Annotated in this window: 15 protein-coding genes; 8 read left to right on the top strand and 7 right to left on the bottom strand. The window is 61.2% G+C overall.

Features of this window, described 5'->3' with window-relative positions; translation table 11 throughout:
* Positions 1–12: 12 nt before the first annotated feature.
* Positions 13–1,131: a cell division protein ZapE gene (zapE, locus tag SOP85_RS25840; RefSeq protein WP_274075867.1), complete on the bottom strand. Its 1,119-nt coding sequence runs from the start codon at positions 1,129–1,131 to the stop codon at positions 13–15.
* Positions 1,132–1,298: 167 nt separating this feature from the next.
* Here zapE and SOP85_RS25835 point away from each other — a divergent pair, with 167 nt between their 5' ends.
* Positions 1,299–2,351, top strand: a complete 1,053-nt coding sequence (locus SOP85_RS25835) for an aldo/keto reductase (protein ID WP_323628674.1) — start codon at positions 1,299–1,301, stop codon at positions 2,349–2,351.
* Positions 2,352–2,461: 110 nt separating this feature from the next.
* Here SOP85_RS25835 and speB read toward each other — a convergent pair whose 3' ends face one another.
* Entirely contained in the window at positions 2,462–3,421 is a 960-nt protein-coding gene (gene speB, locus SOP85_RS25830) for an agmatinase (RefSeq protein WP_323628673.1), read from the bottom strand.
* A gap of 234 nt (positions 3,422–3,655) precedes the next feature.
* Between speB and SOP85_RS25825 the strand changes: the two genes are divergently transcribed.
* Both SOP85_RS25825 and SOP85_RS25820 read left to right on the top strand, forming a co-directional pair.
* Positions 3,656–4,549, top strand: a complete 894-nt coding sequence (locus tag SOP85_RS25825) for a LysR family transcriptional regulator (RefSeq protein ID WP_323628672.1) — start codon at positions 3,656–3,658, stop codon at positions 4,547–4,549.
* A 202-nt stretch (positions 4,550–4,751) separates the two neighbouring features.
* Positions 4,752–6,209, top strand: coding sequence for a nucleobase:cation symporter-2 family protein (locus SOP85_RS25820; protein WP_323628671.1), 1,458 nt, complete (start codon positions 4,752–4,754; stop codon positions 6,207–6,209).
* A 109-nt stretch (positions 6,210–6,318) separates the two neighbouring features.
* Here the strand turns inward: SOP85_RS25820 and SOP85_RS25815 are convergent, their stop codons facing one another.
* A complete protein-coding gene (locus SOP85_RS25815; RefSeq protein WP_323628670.1) occupies positions 6,319–7,242 on the bottom strand; it encodes a carbon-nitrogen hydrolase family protein in 924 nt (307 codons plus the stop codon).
* A gap of 85 nt (positions 7,243–7,327) precedes the next feature.
* Between SOP85_RS25815 and SOP85_RS25810 the strand changes: the two genes are divergently transcribed.
* Complete coding sequence (locus SOP85_RS25810; protein WP_323628669.1) at positions 7,328–8,236, top strand: LysR family transcriptional regulator; 909 nt, start codon at positions 7,328–7,330, stop codon at positions 8,234–8,236.
* A 103-nt stretch (positions 8,237–8,339) separates the two neighbouring features.
* On the opposite strand, the gene SOP85_RS25805 is transcribed toward SOP85_RS25810, so the two are convergent.
* On the bottom strand, positions 8,340–8,591 hold the full coding sequence (locus tag SOP85_RS25805) for a hypothetical protein (RefSeq protein ID WP_008061409.1): 252 nt from the start codon (positions 8,589–8,591) through the stop codon (positions 8,340–8,342).
* A gap of 163 nt (positions 8,592–8,754) precedes the next feature.
* Between SOP85_RS25805 and SOP85_RS25800 the strand changes: the two genes are divergently transcribed.
* Entirely contained in the window at positions 8,755–9,072 is a 318-nt protein-coding gene (locus SOP85_RS25800; protein ID WP_323628668.1) for a DUF883 family protein, read from the top strand.
* A 109-nt stretch (positions 9,073–9,181) separates the two neighbouring features.
* On the opposite strand, the gene SOP85_RS25790 is transcribed toward SOP85_RS25800, so the two are convergent.
* The gene (locus SOP85_RS25790; RefSeq protein ID WP_323628667.1) at positions 9,182–10,222 is read right to left on the bottom strand and encodes an Ldh family oxidoreductase; all 1,041 of its coding nucleotides are present in this window, start codon (positions 10,220–10,222) and stop codon (positions 9,182–9,184) included.
* A gap of 223 nt (positions 10,223–10,445) precedes the next feature.
* Here SOP85_RS25790 and SOP85_RS25785 point away from each other — a divergent pair, with 223 nt between their 5' ends.
* A complete protein-coding gene (locus tag SOP85_RS25785) occupies positions 10,446–15,257 on the top strand; it encodes a dermonecrotic toxin domain-containing protein (protein ID WP_323628666.1) in 4,812 nt (1,603 codons plus the stop codon).
* Between the two features lie 151 nt (positions 15,258–15,408).
* Positions 15,409–16,410, top strand: coding sequence for a FecR family protein (locus tag SOP85_RS25780; RefSeq protein WP_323628665.1), 1,002 nt, complete (start codon positions 15,409–15,411; stop codon positions 16,408–16,410).
* Positions 16,411–16,466: 56 nt separating this feature from the next.
* Here the strand turns inward: SOP85_RS25780 and pvdQ are convergent, their stop codons facing one another.
* Positions 16,467–18,812, bottom strand: coding sequence for a bifunctional acylase PvdQ (gene pvdQ, locus SOP85_RS25775; RefSeq protein ID WP_323628664.1), 2,346 nt, complete (start codon positions 18,810–18,812; stop codon positions 16,467–16,469).
* A 262-nt stretch (positions 18,813–19,074) separates the two neighbouring features.
* On the opposite strand from pvdQ, the gene SOP85_RS25770 reads away from it, so the two are divergent.
* Complete coding sequence (locus SOP85_RS25770) at positions 19,075–19,437, top strand: fe2+ zn2+ uptake regulation protein (RefSeq protein WP_274078067.1); 363 nt, start codon at positions 19,075–19,077, stop codon at positions 19,435–19,437.
* Positions 19,438–19,461: 24 nt separating this feature from the next.
* On the opposite strand, the gene SOP85_RS25765 is transcribed toward SOP85_RS25770, so the two are convergent.
* Positions 19,462–19,650: a hypothetical protein gene (locus SOP85_RS25765; protein WP_008061425.1), complete on the bottom strand. Its 189-nt coding sequence runs from the start codon at positions 19,648–19,650 to the stop codon at positions 19,462–19,464.
* Positions 19,651–19,947 lie beyond the last annotated feature (297 nt).

The following is a 19,947-nucleotide window of genomic DNA, read 5'->3' as shown; positions in this document are numbered from 1 at the left end:
GCCTCCTGGATTTCACGCCTCGGCGAAACGTTGCAACTGCATCTCCTGCAGGCGACTGAGGGTGCGGCGGAACGGAAATTCCAGGTAGCCCTCGGTGTAGAGCGAGTCCATGGGCACCTGGGCTTCGAGGTACAGCGGCACCTTGCGGTCGTAGCACTCGTCCACCAGCGCGATGAAACGCCGCACACCGTCGTCGTGCACCGACAATTGCGGCAACTCACGATCCCCGGCCTCCACCCGCACGGCACCGTCTTCAGTGCCCCGGGCGATGCGCCCGGCACGTTTTTGCGCGCTGAGGTTGGGCACGTCGCTTAAAAGAATAGCGCTGAAGCGGTCGCACAGGGCCATGAAATCCATCGCGGCAAAGGGCTGCTCACAGAGGTCAGCGTAGCGGCACCAGAGCACACCCTGGCTGGCCTGCACCACCGGCAGCGTACGATAACCGACCTTGATCGGCTCGTTGGAAACCCCTTGGCCAACCGTCAGCATCCGGAAAACCTCAGCCAGCGCGCTGGGCTGACCGGGCTCGGTGACCCAGTAACGTTGCAAGCCCTGCCCCGGGTGCAGGCGATGATCTTCGCCACCGTCCACCGCGATCACCTGCATGTGCTGCTTGATCGCGGCGATGGCCGGCATGAAGCGGTCGCGGTTGAAGCCGTCGGCGTACAACTGGTCCGGGGGCAGATTGGAGGTGCAGACCACCACCACGCCCTGTTCGAACATCACCTGGAACAAGCGCCCGAGAATGATCGCGTCACCGATGTCATTGACGAACAACTCGTCAAAACACAGCACGCGCACCTCTTCGCTCAGCTCGCGAGCCAAGGCCTGCAACGGATCGGCGGTACCGGTCAGCTGAAATGAACGCTGGTGCACCCAACCCATGAAATGATGAAAGTGCTGCCGCCGGGCCGGCACCCGCAGGTGTTGGTAGAACTGGTCCATCAACCAGGTCTTGCCCCGCCCGACCGGGCCCCAGAGGTAGACGCCCATGATCGGCTTGCGGCCTTCATGCAGCGCTTCATGGCACTTTTGCAAGGCCCAGACGGCATGTTCCTGGGCCTCGTCCTGGACGAAACCCTTCTGTTCGATCGCGTGCTGCCAGGCACTGAGGGGAGAGTCGACATTCATGCGCGGCAGTATGCCATCCGTCGTCGCTGGCTTCTGTGAAATATCGCGCCGGGCTTGCGCTATTGGACCCGGGGAAAAGTGTCTTGACGGATTATATGATTGGTATCATATTTAATAAATGACGTACAACATTTAAACAAGCAGGCGTGTCCTCAGGAGTTCTCCCCATGCATTACAAAGTTTTCGGCCGTAAAACCGGCTTGCGGGTTTCCGAACTGGCCCTGGGTGCCGGCAACTTTGGCACCGGCTGGGGCCATGGTGCCGAGCGCGAAGAAGCCAAGGGCATTTTTGATGGCTACCTGGCGGCCGGCGGCAATTTCATCGACACCGCCAACGGCTACCAGGCTGGTCAGTCGGAAGCCATGCTCAGCGAATTCATCGCCGCGGAACGCGATCGCCTGGTCATCGCCACTAAATACACGCTGGGCACCACGCCGGACGCTGGCATTTCCCACACCGGCAACAACCGCAAGAACATGGTTCGCGCCGTGGAGGAGAGCCTGAAACGACTGAAGACCGATCACATCGATCTGTTCTGGGCGCACATGAGCGACGGCGTGACGCCGATGGAAGAGATCCTGCGTGGTTTCGACGACCTGGTCCGCGCCGGCAAGATCCATTACGCCGGGCTGTCGAACTTTCCGGCCTGGCGCATCGCCCGCGCCGACCTGCTGGCCGAAGTGCGCGGTTTCGCCCCGATTGCGGCGATCCAGGTCGAGTACAGCCTGGCCGAACGCACCGCCGAACGTGAACAACTGCCCATGGCCGAAGCCCTGGGTTTGGCCGCAACGCTATGGTCGCCATTGGGCGGCGGCTTCCTTACCGGCAAGTACCGCACTGGCGATGGCGATAACCGCGCGAGCAAACTGGGGATGCTGGTTCACGCCGAGAAAAGCGCCCGGGAAACCGCCCTGCTCGACACCCTGCTGGCCGTCGCGGAGGAACTGGGTGTGAGCCCGACCCACGTGGCCATCGCCTGGCTGCGCGAACAAGCCAGGCGCTCGACCACGACGCTGATTCCGATCCTGGGCTCGCGTACCCGCGAACAGCTGGATGCAACCCTGGGGGCGCTGAACGTGCAACTGGATGCCGAGCAGTTGTCGCGGCTCGATGGTGTCAGCGATGTGCCCAAAGGCGTGCCCCATGAATCGATTAGCGGGTCGTTTGCGCGGTTCACCGGGGGTGTGACCCTGGATCTGCCGAAAATCCCGGTCGCCTGACCCCGTTACCTGTAGGAGCTGGCTTGCCAGCGAAGAGGGCCTGTCTGACACCACGATGTTGACTGTGGCGCCGCCTTCGCTGGCAAGCCAGCTCCTACAAGGGGAGCGTGTTACCGGTCGACCTTATGTTTGGCCGCATACAGGCACAGCATCTCCATCGCCAGCGTCGCCGCCGCCAAGGAGGTGATGTCCGCATTGTCATAGACCGGCGCTACTTCCACCACGTCCATGCCCACCAGGTTGATTCCGCGCAACCCACCAAGAATTTCCAGCGCCTGCACCGTGCTCAACCCACCGCACACCGGTGTTCCGGTGCCCGGCGCGAACGCCGGATCGAGGCAGTCAATGTCGAACGTCAGGTACACCGGGTTGTCACCGACCCTTGCGCGAATCGCCTCGACGATCGCATCGACGCCGCGCCTATGCACTTGCCGCGCGTCCAGCACCTGGAAGCCCTGATAATCATCGTTGGTGGTGCGCAAGCCGATCTGCACCGAACGCGACGGATCGACCAGCCCTTCCTTGGCCGCATGCCAGAACATGGTGCCGTGGTCGATACGCTTGCCCTCCTCGTCCGGCCACGTATCGCTGTGGGCGTCGAAGTGAATCAGCGACAGCGCACCGTGCTTGCGCGCATGGGCCTTGAGCAGCGGATAGGTGATGAAGTGATCGCCGCCGAAGGTCAGCATCGCACTGCCAGCATTGAGGATGTGCTCGGCGTGGGCTTCGATGCATTCGGGTGTCGACTGCGGCGACCCGTAATCGAAGTCGCAATCGCCGAAGTCGACCACCGCCAGATGATCGAAGGGGTCGAAGGTCCACGGCCAGTGGCGCTCCCAGGCAATCCCGGTGGAAGCGGCGCGGATCCCCCGTGGGCCGAAGCGGGCGCCGGGGCGGTTGCTGGTGGCGGTGTCGAACGGCACGCCGCTGACCGCGACGTCGACGCCGCGCAAGTCGCGGCTGTAGCGTCGACGCATGAAACTGGTGATGCCGGCGTAGGTGCTTTCGGCGGCGGTGCCATAAAGGCTGTCACGGGTGATGGCCTGATCGTTCTGCACGGGGACGTCCATTGGAGGCTCCTTGTTATTGGCGGCTACGGAAAGTGGTGCAACTGTAGAGGTTGACCTCCTTATCCTCCGCCTCGGCCGCGGCGGCCATGGCAAGGAACAGCGCGGGGACACACATCTTGAACACGGGAGCCATGACGATCACCTGACCGGGGGAAGTGGCTGCAGGATGCGTCCTCGGTTACATTGGTAAAATATAAAGATTATTACGCTGACATTATCCCGGAGTAATGTTTGATGCTCGGTCAATTGCATGATCTGGACCTGCAACTGCTGCGCCTGTTTGTCAGCGTCGTGGAATGCGGCGGCTTCAGCGCCGCCCAGGGTGAGCTGGGCTTGAGCCAGTCGAGCATCAGCCAGCAAATGGCCAAGCTGGAAACCCGCCTCGGCTATCGCTTGTGCAGCCGTGGCAAGGGCGGATTTCGCATCACGCCCAAGGGCGAACAACTGCTCATCGCGACGCGCGGCCTGTTCCAGTCCATCGAAGCGTTCCGTCATCAATCCAACGGGGTGGCCGGGCGCCTGATCGGCGAGGTGCGCCTGGGGGTGTCCGAAGCACTGGATCAATCGGTGTTGCAGCGGGTGGCCGAGGCGATCCGGCGCTTTCGCGAGCGTGACGAATCGGTGCGCATCGAGTTGATGAGCGCCATGCCCGGCGACATGGAGCGATTGCTGCTGCAGCAGCGGCTGGACCTGGCCATCGGGTATTTCTCGCAGATCCAAGGCGCGTTTGACTACCACCAGCTGTTCAGCGAAACCCAGCACTTGTACTGCGCCGTGGGCCATCCGCTGTTCACCGATGAGGCGCCGGATGATGAGGCCCTGCAGGCCTGCGATCAGGTCGATCACCCCTACCGCTTCCTGCGCAGCGACGAACCCTTTCAAGGAAAGCTGTGTTCGGCGCGTGCGGAGCAGGTCGAAGGCACCCTCGCCTTTATTCTGTCCGGCAAGCACATCGGCTACCTGCCCAGTCACTTTGCCCGCAGCTGGGAAGACAAGGGTTTGCTGCGGCCGGTGCGTCGCGCTGGCTTGAGTTTCGAGGTGGCGTTTCATCTGGCTCGCCATCGAGCCCAGGTGCCGGGGGATGCGCAGAAAGCGTTTGAAGAGGATTTGCTCGCAGCATTTTCGTAAATACCCACGTCCCTGTGGGGGCTTGCTGGCGAAGGCGGCGTGTCATCAAACATATACATCGACTGACACACAGCCTTCGCGAGCAAGCCCGCTCCCACAGGGATTGTGTTGGGTATCAGGCTCATCGCTCGCCACAAAATAGTCTTTCTGGCATCCTGCGCCTCCATTTTCTGACCCGGCCCCGCCTCCCGGCACGCAAACCATGACTTCCCCAGAAAAAACCCCGCGCCACAACGACCTGATCTACGGCCTCGACGACCGCCCGCACCTCACCGCCACGGTGTTCGCCGCCCTGCAACACGTGCTCGCCAGCTTCGTCGGCATCATCACCCCGACGCTGATCATGGGCAGTGCCCTGGGCTTGCAGAGTGAAATCCCCTACCTGATCAGCATGGCGCTGTTCGTCTCCGGCCTCGGCACTTTCGTCCAGGCGCGGCGTTTCGGTCCGGTCGGTTCGGGCCTGTTGTGCCTGCAAGGCACCAGTTTCTCGTTCATCAGCGTGATCCTCAGTGCCGGTTTCATGGTCAAGGCCCGGGGCGGCGGCACCGATGAAATCCTCTCGACGATCTTCGGCGTGTGCTTCTTTGCCGCCTTCATCGAAGTGGTCTTGAGCCAGTTCATCGGCAAGCTGCGAATGCTGATCACCCCGGTCGTAACCGGCACCATCATCACCCTGATGGGCCTGTCGTTGATCAAGGTCGCCATGACCGACATCGCTGGCGGCTTCGGCGCCCCCGACCTCGGCGCGGCCAGTCACCTGGGCCTGGCGGCACTGGTGCTGGGCACCATCGTGGTGTTGAACCGGGTGGACGTGCCGTTTCTGCGCCTGGGCGCGATCGTCATCGGCCTGACCCTCGGCTACGTCGTCGCCTGGCTGCTGGGCCACGTCGATTTCGCCAGCCTGCCCGCCGTGCCGCTGATGAGCGTGCCGGTACCGTTCAAGTATGGTTTTTCCTTCGACTGGGTGGCGTTCGTCCCGGTGGCGGTGATTTTCCTGGTGTCGCCGCTGGAAGCAGCCGGTGACCTGACCGCCAACTCGATGATTTCCCGGCAACCGGTCAAGGGCCCGGTGTACATTCGCAGGATCAAGTCCGGTCTGTTGGCCGACGGCCTCAACTCGGCCATGGCCGCAGTGTTCAACAGCATGCCAATGGTGACCTTCGCGCAGAACAACGGGGTGATCCAGTTGACCGGCGTGGCCAGTCGTTACGTGGCGTTTTTCATTGCCGGCCTGCTGGTCATACTGGGGCTGTTCCCGATGATCGGCGCGGTGCTGCAGCTGATGCCCAAGCCGGTGCTGGGCGGTGCTGAGCTCGTGATGTTCGGCACCGTCGCCGTGGCCGGGATCAAGATCCTCGCCGAAGCCGGACTGCATCGACGCAACATGCTGATCGTGGCGATTTCCATCGGCATGGGCCTGGGTGTGGCGGCGGTACCGGAGGTGTTGCGCGAGCTGCCCAAGGCGCTGCACAACATTTTCGAATCGCCGATCACCGTCGGTGCACTGTGCGCCATCGTGCTGAATATCTTCCTGCCTGAAGAATTCATCGAACTGGAAGAAGACGATTTCGATCCGGAAGCCTCGATTCTCCAGGTCATGGAGAACCCCGACGTGCCGACCAGGCTTGAACCCGCAGCAAAGGCAGCTGCCGCACAGTAGACCACCAAGGTTTCAGGGCTGGACCGCTGATGGCACAGCCCTTCTACAAACAGGAACGCCTCCATGCGCAGCGCGGATCCCCGTGGGAGAGAGCTCGCTCCCACAGTGGTCATGTGGTGAAACGAACACCGGGTTTGGCCCGCTCATCCACCGTCAATTCGAACACATCCGGACGCGCATAGTGACCGACTACGTCATAGTCGTATCGGGCGCGGATCAGGTCATCGGTGTCAATTTCAGCGCAAAGCAGACCAGGCCCATCCCGTAGCGGTCCGGCCAGGATATCCCCCATCGGCCCGATGATCACGCTGCCACCGGCAATCAACGGCCGGTCCGCCGGCCAGTTGGCGATCTCCAGCCCCAGGGCTTGCGGCGAATCCTGGACCTGGCATGCGCTGACCACGAAGCAGCGCCCCTCGTGGGCAATATGGCGCATGCTCACCTGCCACATCTCCCGCTCATCCACGGTCGGCGCGCACCACACCTCCACGCCTTTGGCGTACATCGCGGTGCGCAGCAGCGGCATCATGTTTTCCCAACACACCAGCGCACCGATGCGCCCGACCTGGCTGTCGAGCACCGGCAAGGTGGAACCGTCGCCCATGCCCCAGATCAGCCGTTCGGTGCCGGTCGGCATCAGCTTGCGGTGCTTGGCGAGCAATCCGGCCTGGGGGTCGAAATACAGCGCGGTGCAATACAAGGTACTGCCGGCGCGCTCGATCACGCCGATCACCAGGTTGGCCCCGGTGCGCGCCGACAGCCCCGCCAGTGCTTCGGTCTCGACGCCAGGCACATCAATGGCGTTGGCGAAATAGCGGGCAAAGGCCTCGCGCCCCTGGGGCAAGCGATAACCCAGTTGAGTGCCGAACCCCTCGCCCTTGGGATAACCGCCCAAGAGTGCTTCGGGCATGACCACCAGCGCGGCGCCGGCTTCGACGATCGCCCTTTCATACGACAGGATCAGTTCCAGGGTGTCGGCCTTGCCACCGGGCAAGGCACCGATCTGCAGGGCGGCAACGATTGACTTGGGCATTTGCGGTGACTCCGTTGGCATCAGGTGTTGCTCATTCTCGGCCGACATCGGATCATCAATAAAGAGCAACTCACTGCTGAATGATATGAACCACATGAATATCGCCTCCCTCGATCTCAATCTGCTCAAAGTCTTCGAAGCCCTGCATGAAGAATCCAGTGCCAGCCGCGCGGCAGTGCGCCTGGGGGTGACGCAATCGGCTGTCAGCGCAGCTTTACGGCGTTTGCGCGAGGTGTATGGCGATCAGTTATTCGTGCGCACCGGTCGCGGCCTGGCACCCACGCTTAAGGCCAACCAGTTGAAGCCGGTGCTCAGCGAGGCCCTGAACAAATGCCGGCAGAGCCTGGCGATGGTCGATCCGATGGCCAACCATTTCGAAGGCCGCTCCGTGACCCTGGGGCTTTCGGATGATTTCGAGATCGCCTACGGCCGGCGCCTGATCGAGGAAATTGCCCGGTGCGCGCCCGGACTGAGGCTGATTTTTCGCCAGACCCACAGCCAGATCGTCGCCCAGGCCCTGATGGAACGCAGTATCGACCTGGCGATCACCGCCGGCGGCTTTGCCGAGCGTCTGCTCAGCCGACAGGTGCTGGGTGAGGGAGATTATTTGTGTCTGGTCGAGCCGATCAGTCTGACCGAGGGACAACAGGCCATCAGCCTCGAGGAGTTCGTCGCCCGTGAGCACATTCTGGTGTCGTCGGGCGGCTTTATCGGGATCACCGACGAGGGGCTGGCGGCGCTGGGCCTGAGTCGACGGGTCTGCGCCTCCACCACCCACTTTGCGGCGTTGCCGCACCTGCTCAAGGGCAGCCAGGCGGTGGCAACCATCCCGGCGCACGCGGCCAGGAGCATCGCGGCACTCAGCGGCCTGGCACTGCTGCCCTGCCCCCTGGTGTTGCCGCGCTATCCGATCGAAATGGGCTGGCGGACTGGTGCCCAGCTGGATCCGGTGGTCATGAAAGTGCGCGAAGCGATTGTTGCCTGCTTCCTGTAGGAGCCGGCTTGCCGGCGAAGGCGGCTTTGAAAAGTGCATCGCACATTCGGGCCTCTTCGCTGGCAAGCCAACTCCTACAGTGAATTGGGTACGGCCGTTGAGATTATTTGGCCGCCATCAGCCGATTGACTTCGCTGCGCACCATGTTCGAAAACTCCGGCGGCGACATGCCGTCCAGTTCGGCGCGGACCCACTCGGCCCACTTGCCCTTGCGCTTGGCGCGTTCGCCGAACAGGCGCGCGGCTTCGCCCTTGGCTTTGCCCAGATTGTTTTGCCAAAGCTCGAACAGACGGGATTTCTCGTCTTCCAGCGCGGCGCGCTCGGCGAGGGGTTTGTCGGCTAGATTGAAACTCATGGGATTTTTCCTGCTGCGTAAATAGGCGACATCTTACACTGTAGGAAGAATCGCCCTGCTCTGGTTTTTCTGGCGGATCGAGCGAACAGGCAAAATCCCTGCAACTTTTTCCAGCGCCAGACACTCCATTGTTCACTGTCCAATCACCGCAAGGAGTACTTCAATGGCCCGCAAAACCGCCCTGCAAGCCGCCGAAGATCAAATCAAGGATCAAGCCTTCAGCGAGCTGCAGTCGCTGATCGAAGAATCTGAAAAACTGCTCAAGAGCAGTGCCTCACTGGTCGGTGAGGAAGCCGAAACCCTGCGTGGGCAAATCGCCCAGAAACTGCAACAGGCCCGGGACTCGGTCACCAGCGTCCGGCAGCGGGCCATCCCGGCGGTCGATGCCACCGAAAGCTACATCGGTGGTCACCCGTGGCAAACCGTGGCGGTTTCCGCCGGTTTCGGGCTGGTAGTCGGCCTGCTACTGTCTCGCCGCTGACCCGCTGTTCCCTGTGTAGGAGCGAGCTTGCTCGCGAAAAACTCGAGGACGCCTCGGGGCATCAGGTGCCCCGCGTCATCGTTGGCCACCATCGCGAGCAAGCTCGCTCCTACAAACCGACCAGCTCCCGCAGCTTCGCCAGCTCCGAGGCCTCCAGCGCAATGCCCTCGACCTGGGACCTGGCACGCTGAGTGTGGCGCCGATCCCCCGGCAAGCGCTTGAGCCCCACGCCATGCATCTGCCGCACCAGCTCCTGGCTGCGTTCGGCAAACCCCTGCCCCGCCGCCTTGCTCGGATCGATCACGATCAGCAACTGGCCAGTCCACGGCGTCTTGGCACCGGGATGGCTTTTCCAGTCGAACTCGAAGGAAAAATTACCCCCGGTCAAGGCAGCCGCCAACAACTCCACCATCATCGACAGCGCTGAACCCTTGTGCCCGCCGAACGGCAGCAATGCGCCCCCTTCGAGGATCGCCTTGGGATCCTGGGTCGGTTGACCAAGGCTGTCGACGCCCATGCCCGGCGGCAAACGTTCGCCCTTGCGCGCGGCAATCTGCACATCGCCATGGGCAATGGCGCTGGTGGCCAGGTCAAAGACGATCGGATCGCCGTCGGCTCGCGGGGCGGCAAAGGCAATCGGGTTGGTGCCGAACAGCGGCCGATCGGCGCCATGGGGCACCACGCACGTCATGCTATTCACCACGCTGAGCGCGACCAAACCTTCATAGGCGAAGGGCTCGACGTCCGGCCACAAGGCCGCGAAGTGATGGGAGTTACGGATCGCCAGCACCGCGATGCCGGCGCTGCGAGCCTTCTCCACCAGCAGCGGGCGCGCGGCCGCCAGGGCCGGTTGGGCAAATCCGTTACCGGCGTCGACCCGGACAAACCCGCTTGCCACATCCTCGACCACCGGAACGGACTGGCCATTGACCCAACCGCTTTGCAGGGTCGAGACATAACCGGGAATGCGGAAAACGCCATGGCTGTGGGCACCATCGCGTTCGGCGCCGGCGCAGTTTTGCGCCAGCACCCGGGCGACGTCGCCAGAGGTGCCATGACGCAGGAAAATCTGCTCAAGCAATGCCGTCAGTTGGTCCAGGGACAGGTTTTGCGAGGCAACAGTAGATACAGGATCGTGTGGCGCGGACATCTGAAGCTCCAGACTAATTATTTTTTGGAGGGGGCAACAGCGTAGCTAGACCGCCGATTAACAACGCGCCACCAGTGACCTGTCAACCTTTCCATAGCAGGCCTCTGCACGAATCCCCTGGCCCCGTGCGTTAACTATCTACCACCCGCGCCACAGCACCGACTTTTAGTCTCGACACTCAAACCCTATGCGCCCGCAGCCGCGCCCTATTTGAGATTCGACGATGCCTACACCTAGCGCCCCACTGCTTTTTCCCGAAGCCTTGAAGTCCCCCGGGTTCTGGGTCGACCTGGGCAAAACCCATGGACTTACGCAAAAGGATTTCGAATGGTTCAGTCACCTGGAACTGGCCACCCAGTCCTCGCGCAGTCAACAGCGCCCGCCGATGCTCGCCGAAAGTATCCTGCTGACTATCAACGGTCATGCCCCGACAACCTTGGCCGGCAGTTTCGTGTTGAGCGACACCCCGGACGATAAAGCGCTGATTCTCTACACGCCCTATGGCGGCATCAGGAAGCTCGACAGTCGCGAAACCTTGATCGATGAGCTCGAAAAACAACTGAACCCCGCGACCGAAGACGACGATCTACTCGCGTTCATGTCGCTGGCCCGGCGCAAGACACTCGCAGCAACCAGGCACATTGAAGTGAGCTTCGAGGCCATCGAGGGTGAAGTGTTTGAGCATCAGCGAAACGCCCTCACCGCAAACCAGGGGCTGAATGATCAAGCCTTGCTCGACGAATTAAGTGAACTGCCGACACTCGGTTCGCTGCTCGACACCCTTCTCGATGAGCTGCTGGGTTCATCGTTTCCGGGGTTGGAGCAGAGTCAGACCCGGGTCAACTTTTACGCCACCTCTCCCACCGAGCAAGACAATCCACCTGTACGGCGCTGGCTCCAATCCATGTCTTTGAGTGCCGCAGTGCTGTCGTACTACCGCGACCAGCGGTGGCCTGCGGGGCAGGAGCCTGAATTTTTCCACCCCAAAAGAACGCCACAGGGTAACGACCAGCAACACTGGGAAACTGCCGTCAAAACCGCTGCCGGCAAACTCATCAGCCTGCTTTCGCGGCAGGTCGAGCGCTTTTGGAGTGGCGGCAGCGCCGACGGTGCGACGCGTCGCGAGTTTTTCGCCCGAGCCATTCGCGAACAGGCGCGGGCAGATATTGTGCTCAAGCGCGAAGCCGAAATCATCACTGCGCAACAAAGCACCGCCTTGCACACACTGATTCAACCGGCTGCCGGCACGGCCCGCAGCCCAACGCTGGAGACCGTGCGACTGTGGGAATACCAGGCCAATTACGTAGAACTGGCGGGGTCGCTGATGATCAGCCACGCCAACGCCTACCTCTACACCCCGACTCAAGGGCTGCAGGTGTTGGCAGATTACAAGGACTTGAAAGACACCTTGCTGAGTAAGTTCAAGGCCAGCGGTCACGAGGACGAAATCTACGGCCTCCTGAGCCTGGAGGAGCGTAACCGCTTTATCGGCTTCAATCAGCCGCAAGTCACCGGAGAAGTGGTGTCCGGGGCAATATTCACGACGCTGTTCGAAGCGATCATCCGTAAACAGCTGCAAAACCTGGAATACGTCCTGCAAGTGTTTCGTCACAGCGACGGCACCGTCGACATCCATGCCTTGTTCGACAAGGCGCTGGATATACGCGCCATGATCAGCGAGCGTTTACTCGCACTGGAGGCCAATGGGCGCTGGAGTACCCGGCCGGTGTTAACGGGCTCCCAGCAACCGTCCACGGTGTTGGCGGATAAAGCCGCTGCCTTCGAAAAAACCTTCAACGACGTTGAATCGGCGATCAAGACGGAGTTTGCGGCGCAACCGCTGACCTCGCAGGCGGTGCAGCAGACCTACCTTGCGAACATGAAACCCCGCTTGGCCCACGCTCTTTCTGTGGGTCTTCGCGGGGAAGCCAATCTGCGAGTGATCAATTCAACGCTCCGCAAAGCCGACCGGGCGATCGTCGATACGGTATTCAACCCTGATCAGCCTGAGCGGAAAAACCGCCGCGCGCTCAATGGATTCCGGCCCGATGCCTACACACTGGTCCTGGAATGCTCCGGCGAAAAAAACGTCCTGCCGCTGGCCAATTGCGTCGTGCTGACCGAGCGTGGCGGACTCGACCCCCAGCATTCGGGGCGGGCCATTTTGTGGACACCGGCCGAGGGCCTGGAAGTCTTCAACCATGTCAGCGACTTGAAACGGGTGCTGAACCAGCGCTTGCTCGACCCTCTGCAACGCTTGGCATTGCTGGAAAACCTCACGCCCACCCAACGTAAATTCCATCGACGTTACTCACTCGGGTCACTGCGGCTGATTGAAGGCAATGTCCTGCACGAGCTGGCGCAATCGTCCATTGAGCGTTTTTTGGCAGGCTGCGAATACGTGCGCTCGCAATCACTGACATCGGCGCAACAGGTCACCGCGCTCGAGCAGTTGGCACAAACGGTCAGCGATACCAATTTGCACAGGGCCGCAGCCATCGCCCGGGCCATCAACCACCAGCAATCCTTGCCGGCGTGGCTGGGCATGGCCGGCGTCGACGAACAGCAATTGCACATCGAACTGCTGGAGCAATACCGCCACAACGTCACCGACGACAAGGATTACCTGCACGGGCTGCCAACCCTGCGCACCTTTGTACATGGTCGATTGAAATCGTTGCTCGGTAGCCGATTCCCCACTGCAGTACTGGACCCCGACAACATCGCGATCACTCCCAACCTGGCCCTGGCTGGCCCCTCCCGAACCCTGACCGAGTTTGCCTTGAACCATGTCAGCGTTGCTCAAGGCACCGGATTCACGATTAGGTCAAGCGAACGGGAGCCGCTTCCTCAAGGCCTGGACCAAAGTGCCATCCGCCAACTTCTGTTGTCACTCGACGTCCAGACAGCCTTTGCCAAACAAGTGACAGGCAAGCTCCTGGAAGACAGCGACGAAGCCGCTACCCGCAAGCGACGTTTCATGCTTCAACTGCCCTGGCAATTGATGCAGCATGCCCATGCACTGCACCTTCAACAGCGGCTGTCTTCCACGGCGTTCGATTTGATCCGGCAAGTGCTGGATATGCCAGACAGCCTGGCCCGCGCATCGGTGCAAGGTGCTCACGCCCTCGTTCGACCGCTGGAATTGATCAAGACCGCCGGTGGCAACGCCACTGCAACCCTGGGGCTGTACCTGATCGGCCCCGGCCCCGGGCAGGAAGGCCCGCAAGTGTTGTATACGCCTTACCATTCAGGCTCGGTGTTCACCGAGTTCGAGAATGAGGCGAGCCTGGTCTCGGCGTTCTGTAAAATCGGACCGCTACAGGACTTGCTGATTCGCCGCCTTCCGGAGGATCAGCGAACGCTGTTCAGCAACTTGCTCCAGGACACCGTCGGGCAACCCAGCGAGATCACCCTCGCGTCCTCCCCGCTCGAAGGCAACCTGCTGGCGCAGCTATTTACCGACAACGTCACGCTGATATCGCACCTGCTTGGCAGTCAGTCGGAAATCACCGCTCAGGCGGAATGGGAGGCGGCGAAAAACCTGTTCAGCAAGGGCATCAAACTGGTCGCGGGCCTGTTACCCGGCAAACTCGCCTATGGGCCGTTCCTGTGGCATAGCTACAAGCACTTCAAGGATTCCGCCGAAGCCTTGCAGGAGCACCACTGGAAACAGGCGTTGCAGGAGTTCATCGCCGGCGCCGTGCAAATGGTCTCGCTGGGGCGCTTGTCGCTGCACGCCTCGACCGAGGCCGTGCCCGCCACGGTGGAAACAGAACCTGTGAAGACCGATCTGGCCTCTGCGCAGTGGTCACAATTAAAGCCGACCGCACCGGCACGCACCTTGCTGCAACCCTTCGAAGCCACGACCGTGGCATTGAAGGATCTGGTTAAAAACCAGGCGGATGGCACCTACGATGATTCCATCGGCAAACTTCGCTATGCGGCGATCGCCGGGAAGGTTTATCGCGTCGCCAAAACCGGCGCTGTCTGGCGCATCACCAAGACCCTGGTAGACGGCCCTGCGCTGCGCAGTACGCCGAGCCAGCAACTCGTCATCGATCCGGACCGGCATACCGTGCACTACGGCAAGGCCGTGTCGAAGATGATCAACGAATACACGTCAAGCCGTGCAGTCAGCCGAATATTGAACATCGAAGCCGTCGGCATGGAGCAGATCCGGGCTCGTCACCCGGCAAAAGCCAGTCAAATCGTGAAGGCCATCGATTTGGCCCGTTATTACGCCTTCAACAGCTTGCACAATCTCGCGCAGGCCCGGCACCTTGTTAAGGGCACCCGGCTGGACGGTTTATTCAAAATCGTCTTTGATGTCAAAGACGTCGATACCGACCTGCTCGACAAGATAAAAAAGGCGATCACGCCGATCTGCACGGCACTTGTCGACCCGGATGATGACTTGATGAACACCGAACGCTTTGTCGTCGGCTCCACCAAAGACCCGCAGGACGTGTTGATCGCCTTCGTGATCGACGAGGATTCACGCAGACATGTGCATTTCACCCAGCGGTTTTTCGATCAACAACTCGGCCAATACAACGCTTGCCTGACCGAACCCTTCGATGTCGACGGACATGCACAGGCCGCCACTCTGATTCATGAATTCTCGCACGCCATTACCCAAAGCGCAGATATTGCCTATCTTGAAGCGAGGCGCCCCTTCAGCGACCTGATCAGCTCGATCACCAGCTTTGGCGCCTCTTTGAAAACCCGGCAGGAACGCTATCAACGAGAAGCGCTATCCCTGGCGACCCCGAGGGATGAACTCTTCGCCCGCTGGAGCAACGAATTGCAGGAATGGATCAGCCTGGACTCGATTCCCGGCGCCGAAAACGCGGGCAAGGCCATCCTGAAGATTACTGGCTGCAAGAAAATGGCAGACGCTCGAAGCGCCTTCAGGAACCCGGTCAACGCGGATCTGCGCATCGACACCATTTTGCGCAACGCCGACTCGATTGCGTATCTGATCTGCCAAATGGGTCGACAACTCGATCCCGTGCCCGTATCCACCCCCTGAACGCCATAAAAATGCGCCGAACCTTAGTTTTGCGCATTGCGCTTGTCCGGGCCCGAATCGAAAATAATTACACTTTGATGGGTAATTGCCATGATCGATGTTTCTCGCAGACTTCCCTCAAGGTTAGAATGCGCGAAATCAGGATGAGTCAATGACCGACACCCCACTCTCGCCAGCCCAATATGACGCCATCACCGATGCCGCTGCGCATTGGTGCATGCGCCTGCATGCACCTGACTGCACGGCGCAGGAGCGCCAGGCGTTCGAACAATGGCTAGACGTTCATCCACTGCATGCGTCCGAATACGAGGCCATGCTCGAGATCTGGGAAGTGGCTGGCGACCTGCCGCGTCCGGAAACGGTTGTGCCCCTGGTTCGCGCCAAACCGCAGACACCCTGGCGGGCCTTCGGCATGGCCGCCGCCGTGTGTGCGCTGGCCTTGCCGTTGGCGGCCTACAGCGGTTGGAACATGGGCTGGTTGCCTGACTCGTACGAGCATTTCGAGGCGACCGACAACGTTCGCCAGGTCACCCTCAAGGACGGCAGCAAGGTCGAACTGAACCTGGGCACCGAGCTGACGTACAGCAACTACAAGGATCAGCGTCGAGTCACCTTGAAAAAAGGCGAGGCCTTCTTCAGTGTCAGTCACGACGCCAGCCACCCTTTCGTGGTCAAGGCCGCCGAAGGCAAGGTCCGGGTCACCGGCACCCGCTTCAACGTCTGGATGTATGAAGACCAGGTGAAAGTGAACCTGGTCGAAGGCTCGGTACTGGTCAGCAGCAACGATGACCTGCCGGGTGATGGGCTACGGCTCGGCCCGGCCATGCAGGCCAGCTTTCGCCATGGCGACCTGATTCCGCGGATCAGCCAGACCTACGACGACGACAATTCCCTGGCCTGGCTCAACGGCAAGCTGGTCCTCGATGACCTGGCGCTGAGCGAAGCGCTGCCGCTGATCAATCGCTACCTGCAAACCCCGGTGCAGGTGGCCGATAATGCCACTGGCGCGATCCGCATCGGCGGCATCTACAACATCCGCGAGCTCAACACCCTGGTGGCGACCCTGCCCAAGGTGCTGCCGGTGTACCTGACCCGTAACAAGGACGGCAACCCGATCCTGAACGCCATCCCGCAGCAACCGCCGAAAAGCTGAAGGCCGCCACCCTGACGGGGTGCGGCCTTCATTGTTTGCCTCACATGCCAGCGATTCTACTGCGCGGCCACCTTCCCGGCCTTGTCATCCTGCTCGTGGATCGTCTGCGCCTGATAGTGCGGATCGGAGGTGATCTGTTGCTCAGTGAACGGCAACACACTCAACTGCTTGTGCGAAAACGCCAGCGTCTGGTCCCGGGCGTACTTCGACGCCGGGTCGCTGGACAGCGAAAACGCCAACAGGCCTTTGGCCTGCGGGCCCTTTTCATCGAAGGTCACCACCTGCAGATAGCTGGTGCCGCTGACCACTTCGCGTTTGCCATCGGTGCGGGGCACGCTTTGAATGGCGTTGTATACCCCCAGCGTGCCCGGCCCGCCATGGATCGGCGTCTGCTGGCCGCCGCTGCTGACCACCTGGATGTCACCCCAATGGCTGTTCTGGTTGAGCCCTGACGCCTTGACCTGCTCGATCGAGGCCAGCATGGCCTGGCGCAGCGCTTGCGCCACCTGCGCACGATCGACCGCCAGGCCGCGCGGGGTGTGTTGCGGGTCCAGTGGATCGAACGCCACACGCCAGACATCAGGCGCCTGCTCCAGAGCCTCCATGACATTCTGGAAGTGCACGAAGCCAAGGCCGCTGTCGAGATTGGCCTTGCGATCCCAAGCCTTGAGACTGGCACACAGCGGCGCCAGGGTTTTCCCATCGCTGCCCAGGTCCGCCGCGCAGAACTGCAGCAGGTCGGGCATCACTTGCGCTGCCTGATACACCTGGTCATCCAGCACCATGTGCTGCAAATCGGCTGCGGCGACCGGACCGGCCTTGGCCAGCGTTCCCAGGCGATCCAGGGCAAAACGCGAGCGCAGGCCCAGGGGCTGGCCGTCCTGGCTGATCAAGGGTGAGAAGCCGGTCAGCGGTTGCGCCGGATTGGCCATCCACGCCGAATCGTTGGAGTGCTGCACGAAGTCCTTGCGCAACAGTTGCGGCAACTGGTCCGCGGCAAAAATACCGGGTTGCGCGGCCCGGGGGTCGATGTCCCAGGCACAGGCGCTGTTGGAACCGTCGAGCACGATCAACTGCAGGCCGATCCGCGGATCGCTGCACTGGGCCAGCTTCGCCGCACTCACGTTCGGCACCACCGACAGGTTCATGTACAGCGTTTGCCCCTGATCGTCCGCTGCCAGCGTGTTGACCCAGGGGATGCCCTGGATCTGGTGCACCGAGGCCTGGAACTCCTTGAGGCTGCCGGCACGATTCATCGCGTACCACTGTTGCAACACCCGGTCATTGTCCAGGTTGGCGTCGCGCAGGCTGTAGGCAAACTGCCGATCCCAGTCGAGCTTGCCCGGCCACTGCACAATCGGGCCGAACTGCGAGCTGTAGACCACATGGGAAACGGCCTTGACCGAGCCATCCGCCTGCTTGACGTCGACCGTCAGGGTCTGCTTGTTCATGGGCAGCGACTTGCCGTCGAGCAGATAGCGGGTTGGATCCTTGGGGTCCAATTGCAGGCGATACAAGGTGAAGTGTTTGGACGAGTCCACGGTATGGGTCCAGGCCAGGTGCTGGTTGAAGCCGATGTTGATCAGCGGCAGGCCTGGCAACGCGGCGCCCATCACATCCAGTTTGCCGGGGATGGTCAGGTGCATTTGATAGAAGCGCATCCCGCCGACCCAGGGGAAATGCGGATTGGCCAGCAACATGCCGCGACCATTGAAGGACCGATCGCTACCCACCGCCACCGCGTTGCTGCCGCGGTCCAAGGCAAAACGCTGCATACGCAGGTCCGCCACCTGGAACGCTGTCTGTTTGCCGTCATTGCCGGCGACCGCAGCCGGCGGCGTGGCGCCCGCCAGCGCTTCGGCAAACTGCCCGACGCCACCTTCCACCAACAGGCGGCGGGTCAGCTTGACCAGGTCCTTGGCAGTGATTTCCCGCACCCAGTCGCCCTGGCACTGCGCCGGCAGCCCCTGGGCCCGACGCTCGCTCAGGGCGCGGTTGTAGCCGGCCACATAACCTTCGACCAGCCCGTGTACTTCAGGGGTTTGCGCCTGCCAGAACCCGGCCACGGCCTGCGGGGTGTTCAACCAATTGAAAAAAAGATCGCTGACCTGGTTTTCGCGCTCCTCGACCGTCAGTTGGTCGGGACCAAAAAACCGCGAACGCTGACCGTTCACCGTAAGGATCTCATTGGCCAGCAAACACAGGTTATCCTGAGCGTAGGCATAGCCGATGCCGTAACCGAGGCCCCGCTCGTCCGCGGCGCGGATATGGGGCACGCCAAAACTGGTCCGGCGGATATCGGCACTGGCCTGCTCCAGCTGACTGCGCGCATTCGCCGCAAGACTCAGCCCCAGAAACACACCCGCCAGGCTCAACCTGGTCAACTGGCTGGAAATAATCACATTCGCTCCTGATCGAAAAACGAGGGTCACAGTTCTGCGTACTGACACGCACTGCGCATCCTGTTAGGGACGAAACAAACGAGAAAAATTTAGGAGACTGGATGGCGGTCCCGGGCCGCACTGCAAAGGCGCCTGACGCAGCGATCACACAATGATGACGAAATTTCTACATTTAAGTCTTCATGATTTGTGACGCTCATACGTCTTGTTTTGTAAGAGCGCCCAATTTTTCCCGATCAGGCTCTGAAAAGGAGTTTTTGCAATGTACAACTCGCAACTGCCAACGGACGGTAGCAACGCGCCAAAGGGCAGGGTCAGTGTTTTCGACCAACCTGCCGAGCGCAACGGCAACGAGCGGATCCGCGTCCTGCTCAAGAGCTTTGGCTTGCGGACCAGCCTGATTCGCCTCAAAGTCATCGACGCCCTGCTGTCCGCCGCCGAAAACGACCGCAGCCTGGGCGTGCGCGGCGTGCACACCCACTTGCTGGAGCTGGACATTCCCCTGTCGTTTCTGAGTGTGCGCGAAGTGTTGAAACGCCTGTGCAGCGAAGGCGTGATCGTCCTCAATGCGGATAAAAGCTACAGCCTCCACCCCCGGGCCGCCGCCCTGCTGCACAACGACTGATCAAGCCAGGGCCGGAGCCACCGCTCAGGGCTTGACCTTGCGGCGCATCACGCCGTTGATGACCACCACGACCACCGCCACGCCAATGGCGATGTACTGGAACAGTTTTTCGCTGATGACGCCGGTGTTCTGCAAATAAGAAAGGCCAAACATGGTCCCCAGTACCACGAGGGAGATCAGAATCGAGTATTTCAAACGTTGCGACTGAGTCATTGGCAATTCCTGAACCTGAAAAATGTATCTGCTGTGTACCCCTTCACATGCCTGGCCGGCTGCGAACGGGGGCTCATGTTACCGCCGATGAAGATTTTTAGCTTTATCACGGCGATGGCGTCCTCGAATATTGCATCGCGCTATCGGGCCTCTTCGCTGGCAAGCCAGCTCCTACAATGATTTGCGCTGGTCGCCGCGGACCTGTAGGAGCCCGGCTTGCCGGCGAAGGCGGCCTTGAATATTGCATCGCGCTATCGGGCCTCTTCGCTGGCAAGCCAGCTCCTGCAATGATTTGCG

The organism is Pseudomonas sp. YuFO20 (genome assembly GCF_035064975.1).
In the GTDB taxonomy this organism is placed as follows: Bacteria; Pseudomonadota; Gammaproteobacteria; order Pseudomonadales; family Pseudomonadaceae; genus Aquipseudomonas; species Aquipseudomonas putida_AE.
The sequence above is the reverse complement of the archived record's forward strand: the minus strand, read 5'-3'. Positions and strand labels throughout refer to the sequence as shown.

What these genes read in the sequence shown, in the direction of transcription:
- zapE (WP_274075867.1), bottom strand. Translation starts at nt 1,131, where the DNA reads ATGAATGTCGACTCTCCCCTCAGTGCCTGGCAGCACGCGATCGAACAG.
- SOP85_RS25835 (WP_323628674.1), top strand. Translation starts at nt 1,299, where the DNA reads ATGCATTACAAAGTTTTCGGCCGTAAAACCGGCTTGCGGGTTTCCGAA.
- speB (WP_323628673.1), bottom strand. Translation starts at nt 3,421, where the DNA reads ATGGACGTCCCCGTGCAGAACGATCAGGCCATCACCCGTGACAGCCTT.
- SOP85_RS25825 (WP_323628672.1), top strand. Translation starts at nt 3,656, where the DNA reads ATGCTCGGTCAATTGCATGATCTGGACCTGCAACTGCTGCGCCTGTTT.
- SOP85_RS25820 (WP_323628671.1), top strand. Translation starts at nt 4,752, where the DNA reads ATGACTTCCCCAGAAAAAACCCCGCGCCACAACGACCTGATCTACGGC.
- SOP85_RS25815 (WP_323628670.1), bottom strand. Translation starts at nt 7,242, where the DNA reads ATGCCCAAGTCAATCGTTGCCGCCCTGCAGATCGGTGCCTTGCCCGGT.
- SOP85_RS25810 (WP_323628669.1), top strand. Translation starts at nt 7,328, where the DNA reads ATGAACCACATGAATATCGCCTCCCTCGATCTCAATCTGCTCAAAGTC.
- SOP85_RS25805 (WP_008061409.1), bottom strand. Translation starts at nt 8,591, where the DNA reads ATGAGTTTCAATCTAGCCGACAAACCCCTCGCCGAGCGCGCCGCGCTG.
- SOP85_RS25800 (WP_323628668.1), top strand. Translation starts at nt 8,755, where the DNA reads ATGGCCCGCAAAACCGCCCTGCAAGCCGCCGAAGATCAAATCAAGGAT.
- SOP85_RS25790 (WP_323628667.1), bottom strand. Translation starts at nt 10,222, where the DNA reads ATGTCCGCGCCACACGATCCTGTATCTACTGTTGCCTCGCAAAACCTG.
- SOP85_RS25785 (WP_323628666.1), top strand. Translation starts at nt 10,446, where the DNA reads ATGCCTACACCTAGCGCCCCACTGCTTTTTCCCGAAGCCTTGAAGTCC.
- SOP85_RS25780 (WP_323628665.1), top strand. Translation starts at nt 15,409, where the DNA reads ATGACCGACACCCCACTCTCGCCAGCCCAATATGACGCCATCACCGAT.
- SOP85_RS25770 (WP_274078067.1), top strand. Translation starts at nt 19,075, where the DNA reads ATGTACAACTCGCAACTGCCAACGGACGGTAGCAACGCGCCAAAGGGC.
- SOP85_RS25765 (WP_008061425.1), bottom strand. Translation starts at nt 19,650, where the DNA reads ATGACTCAGTCGCAACGTTTGAAATACTCGATTCTGATCTCCCTCGTG.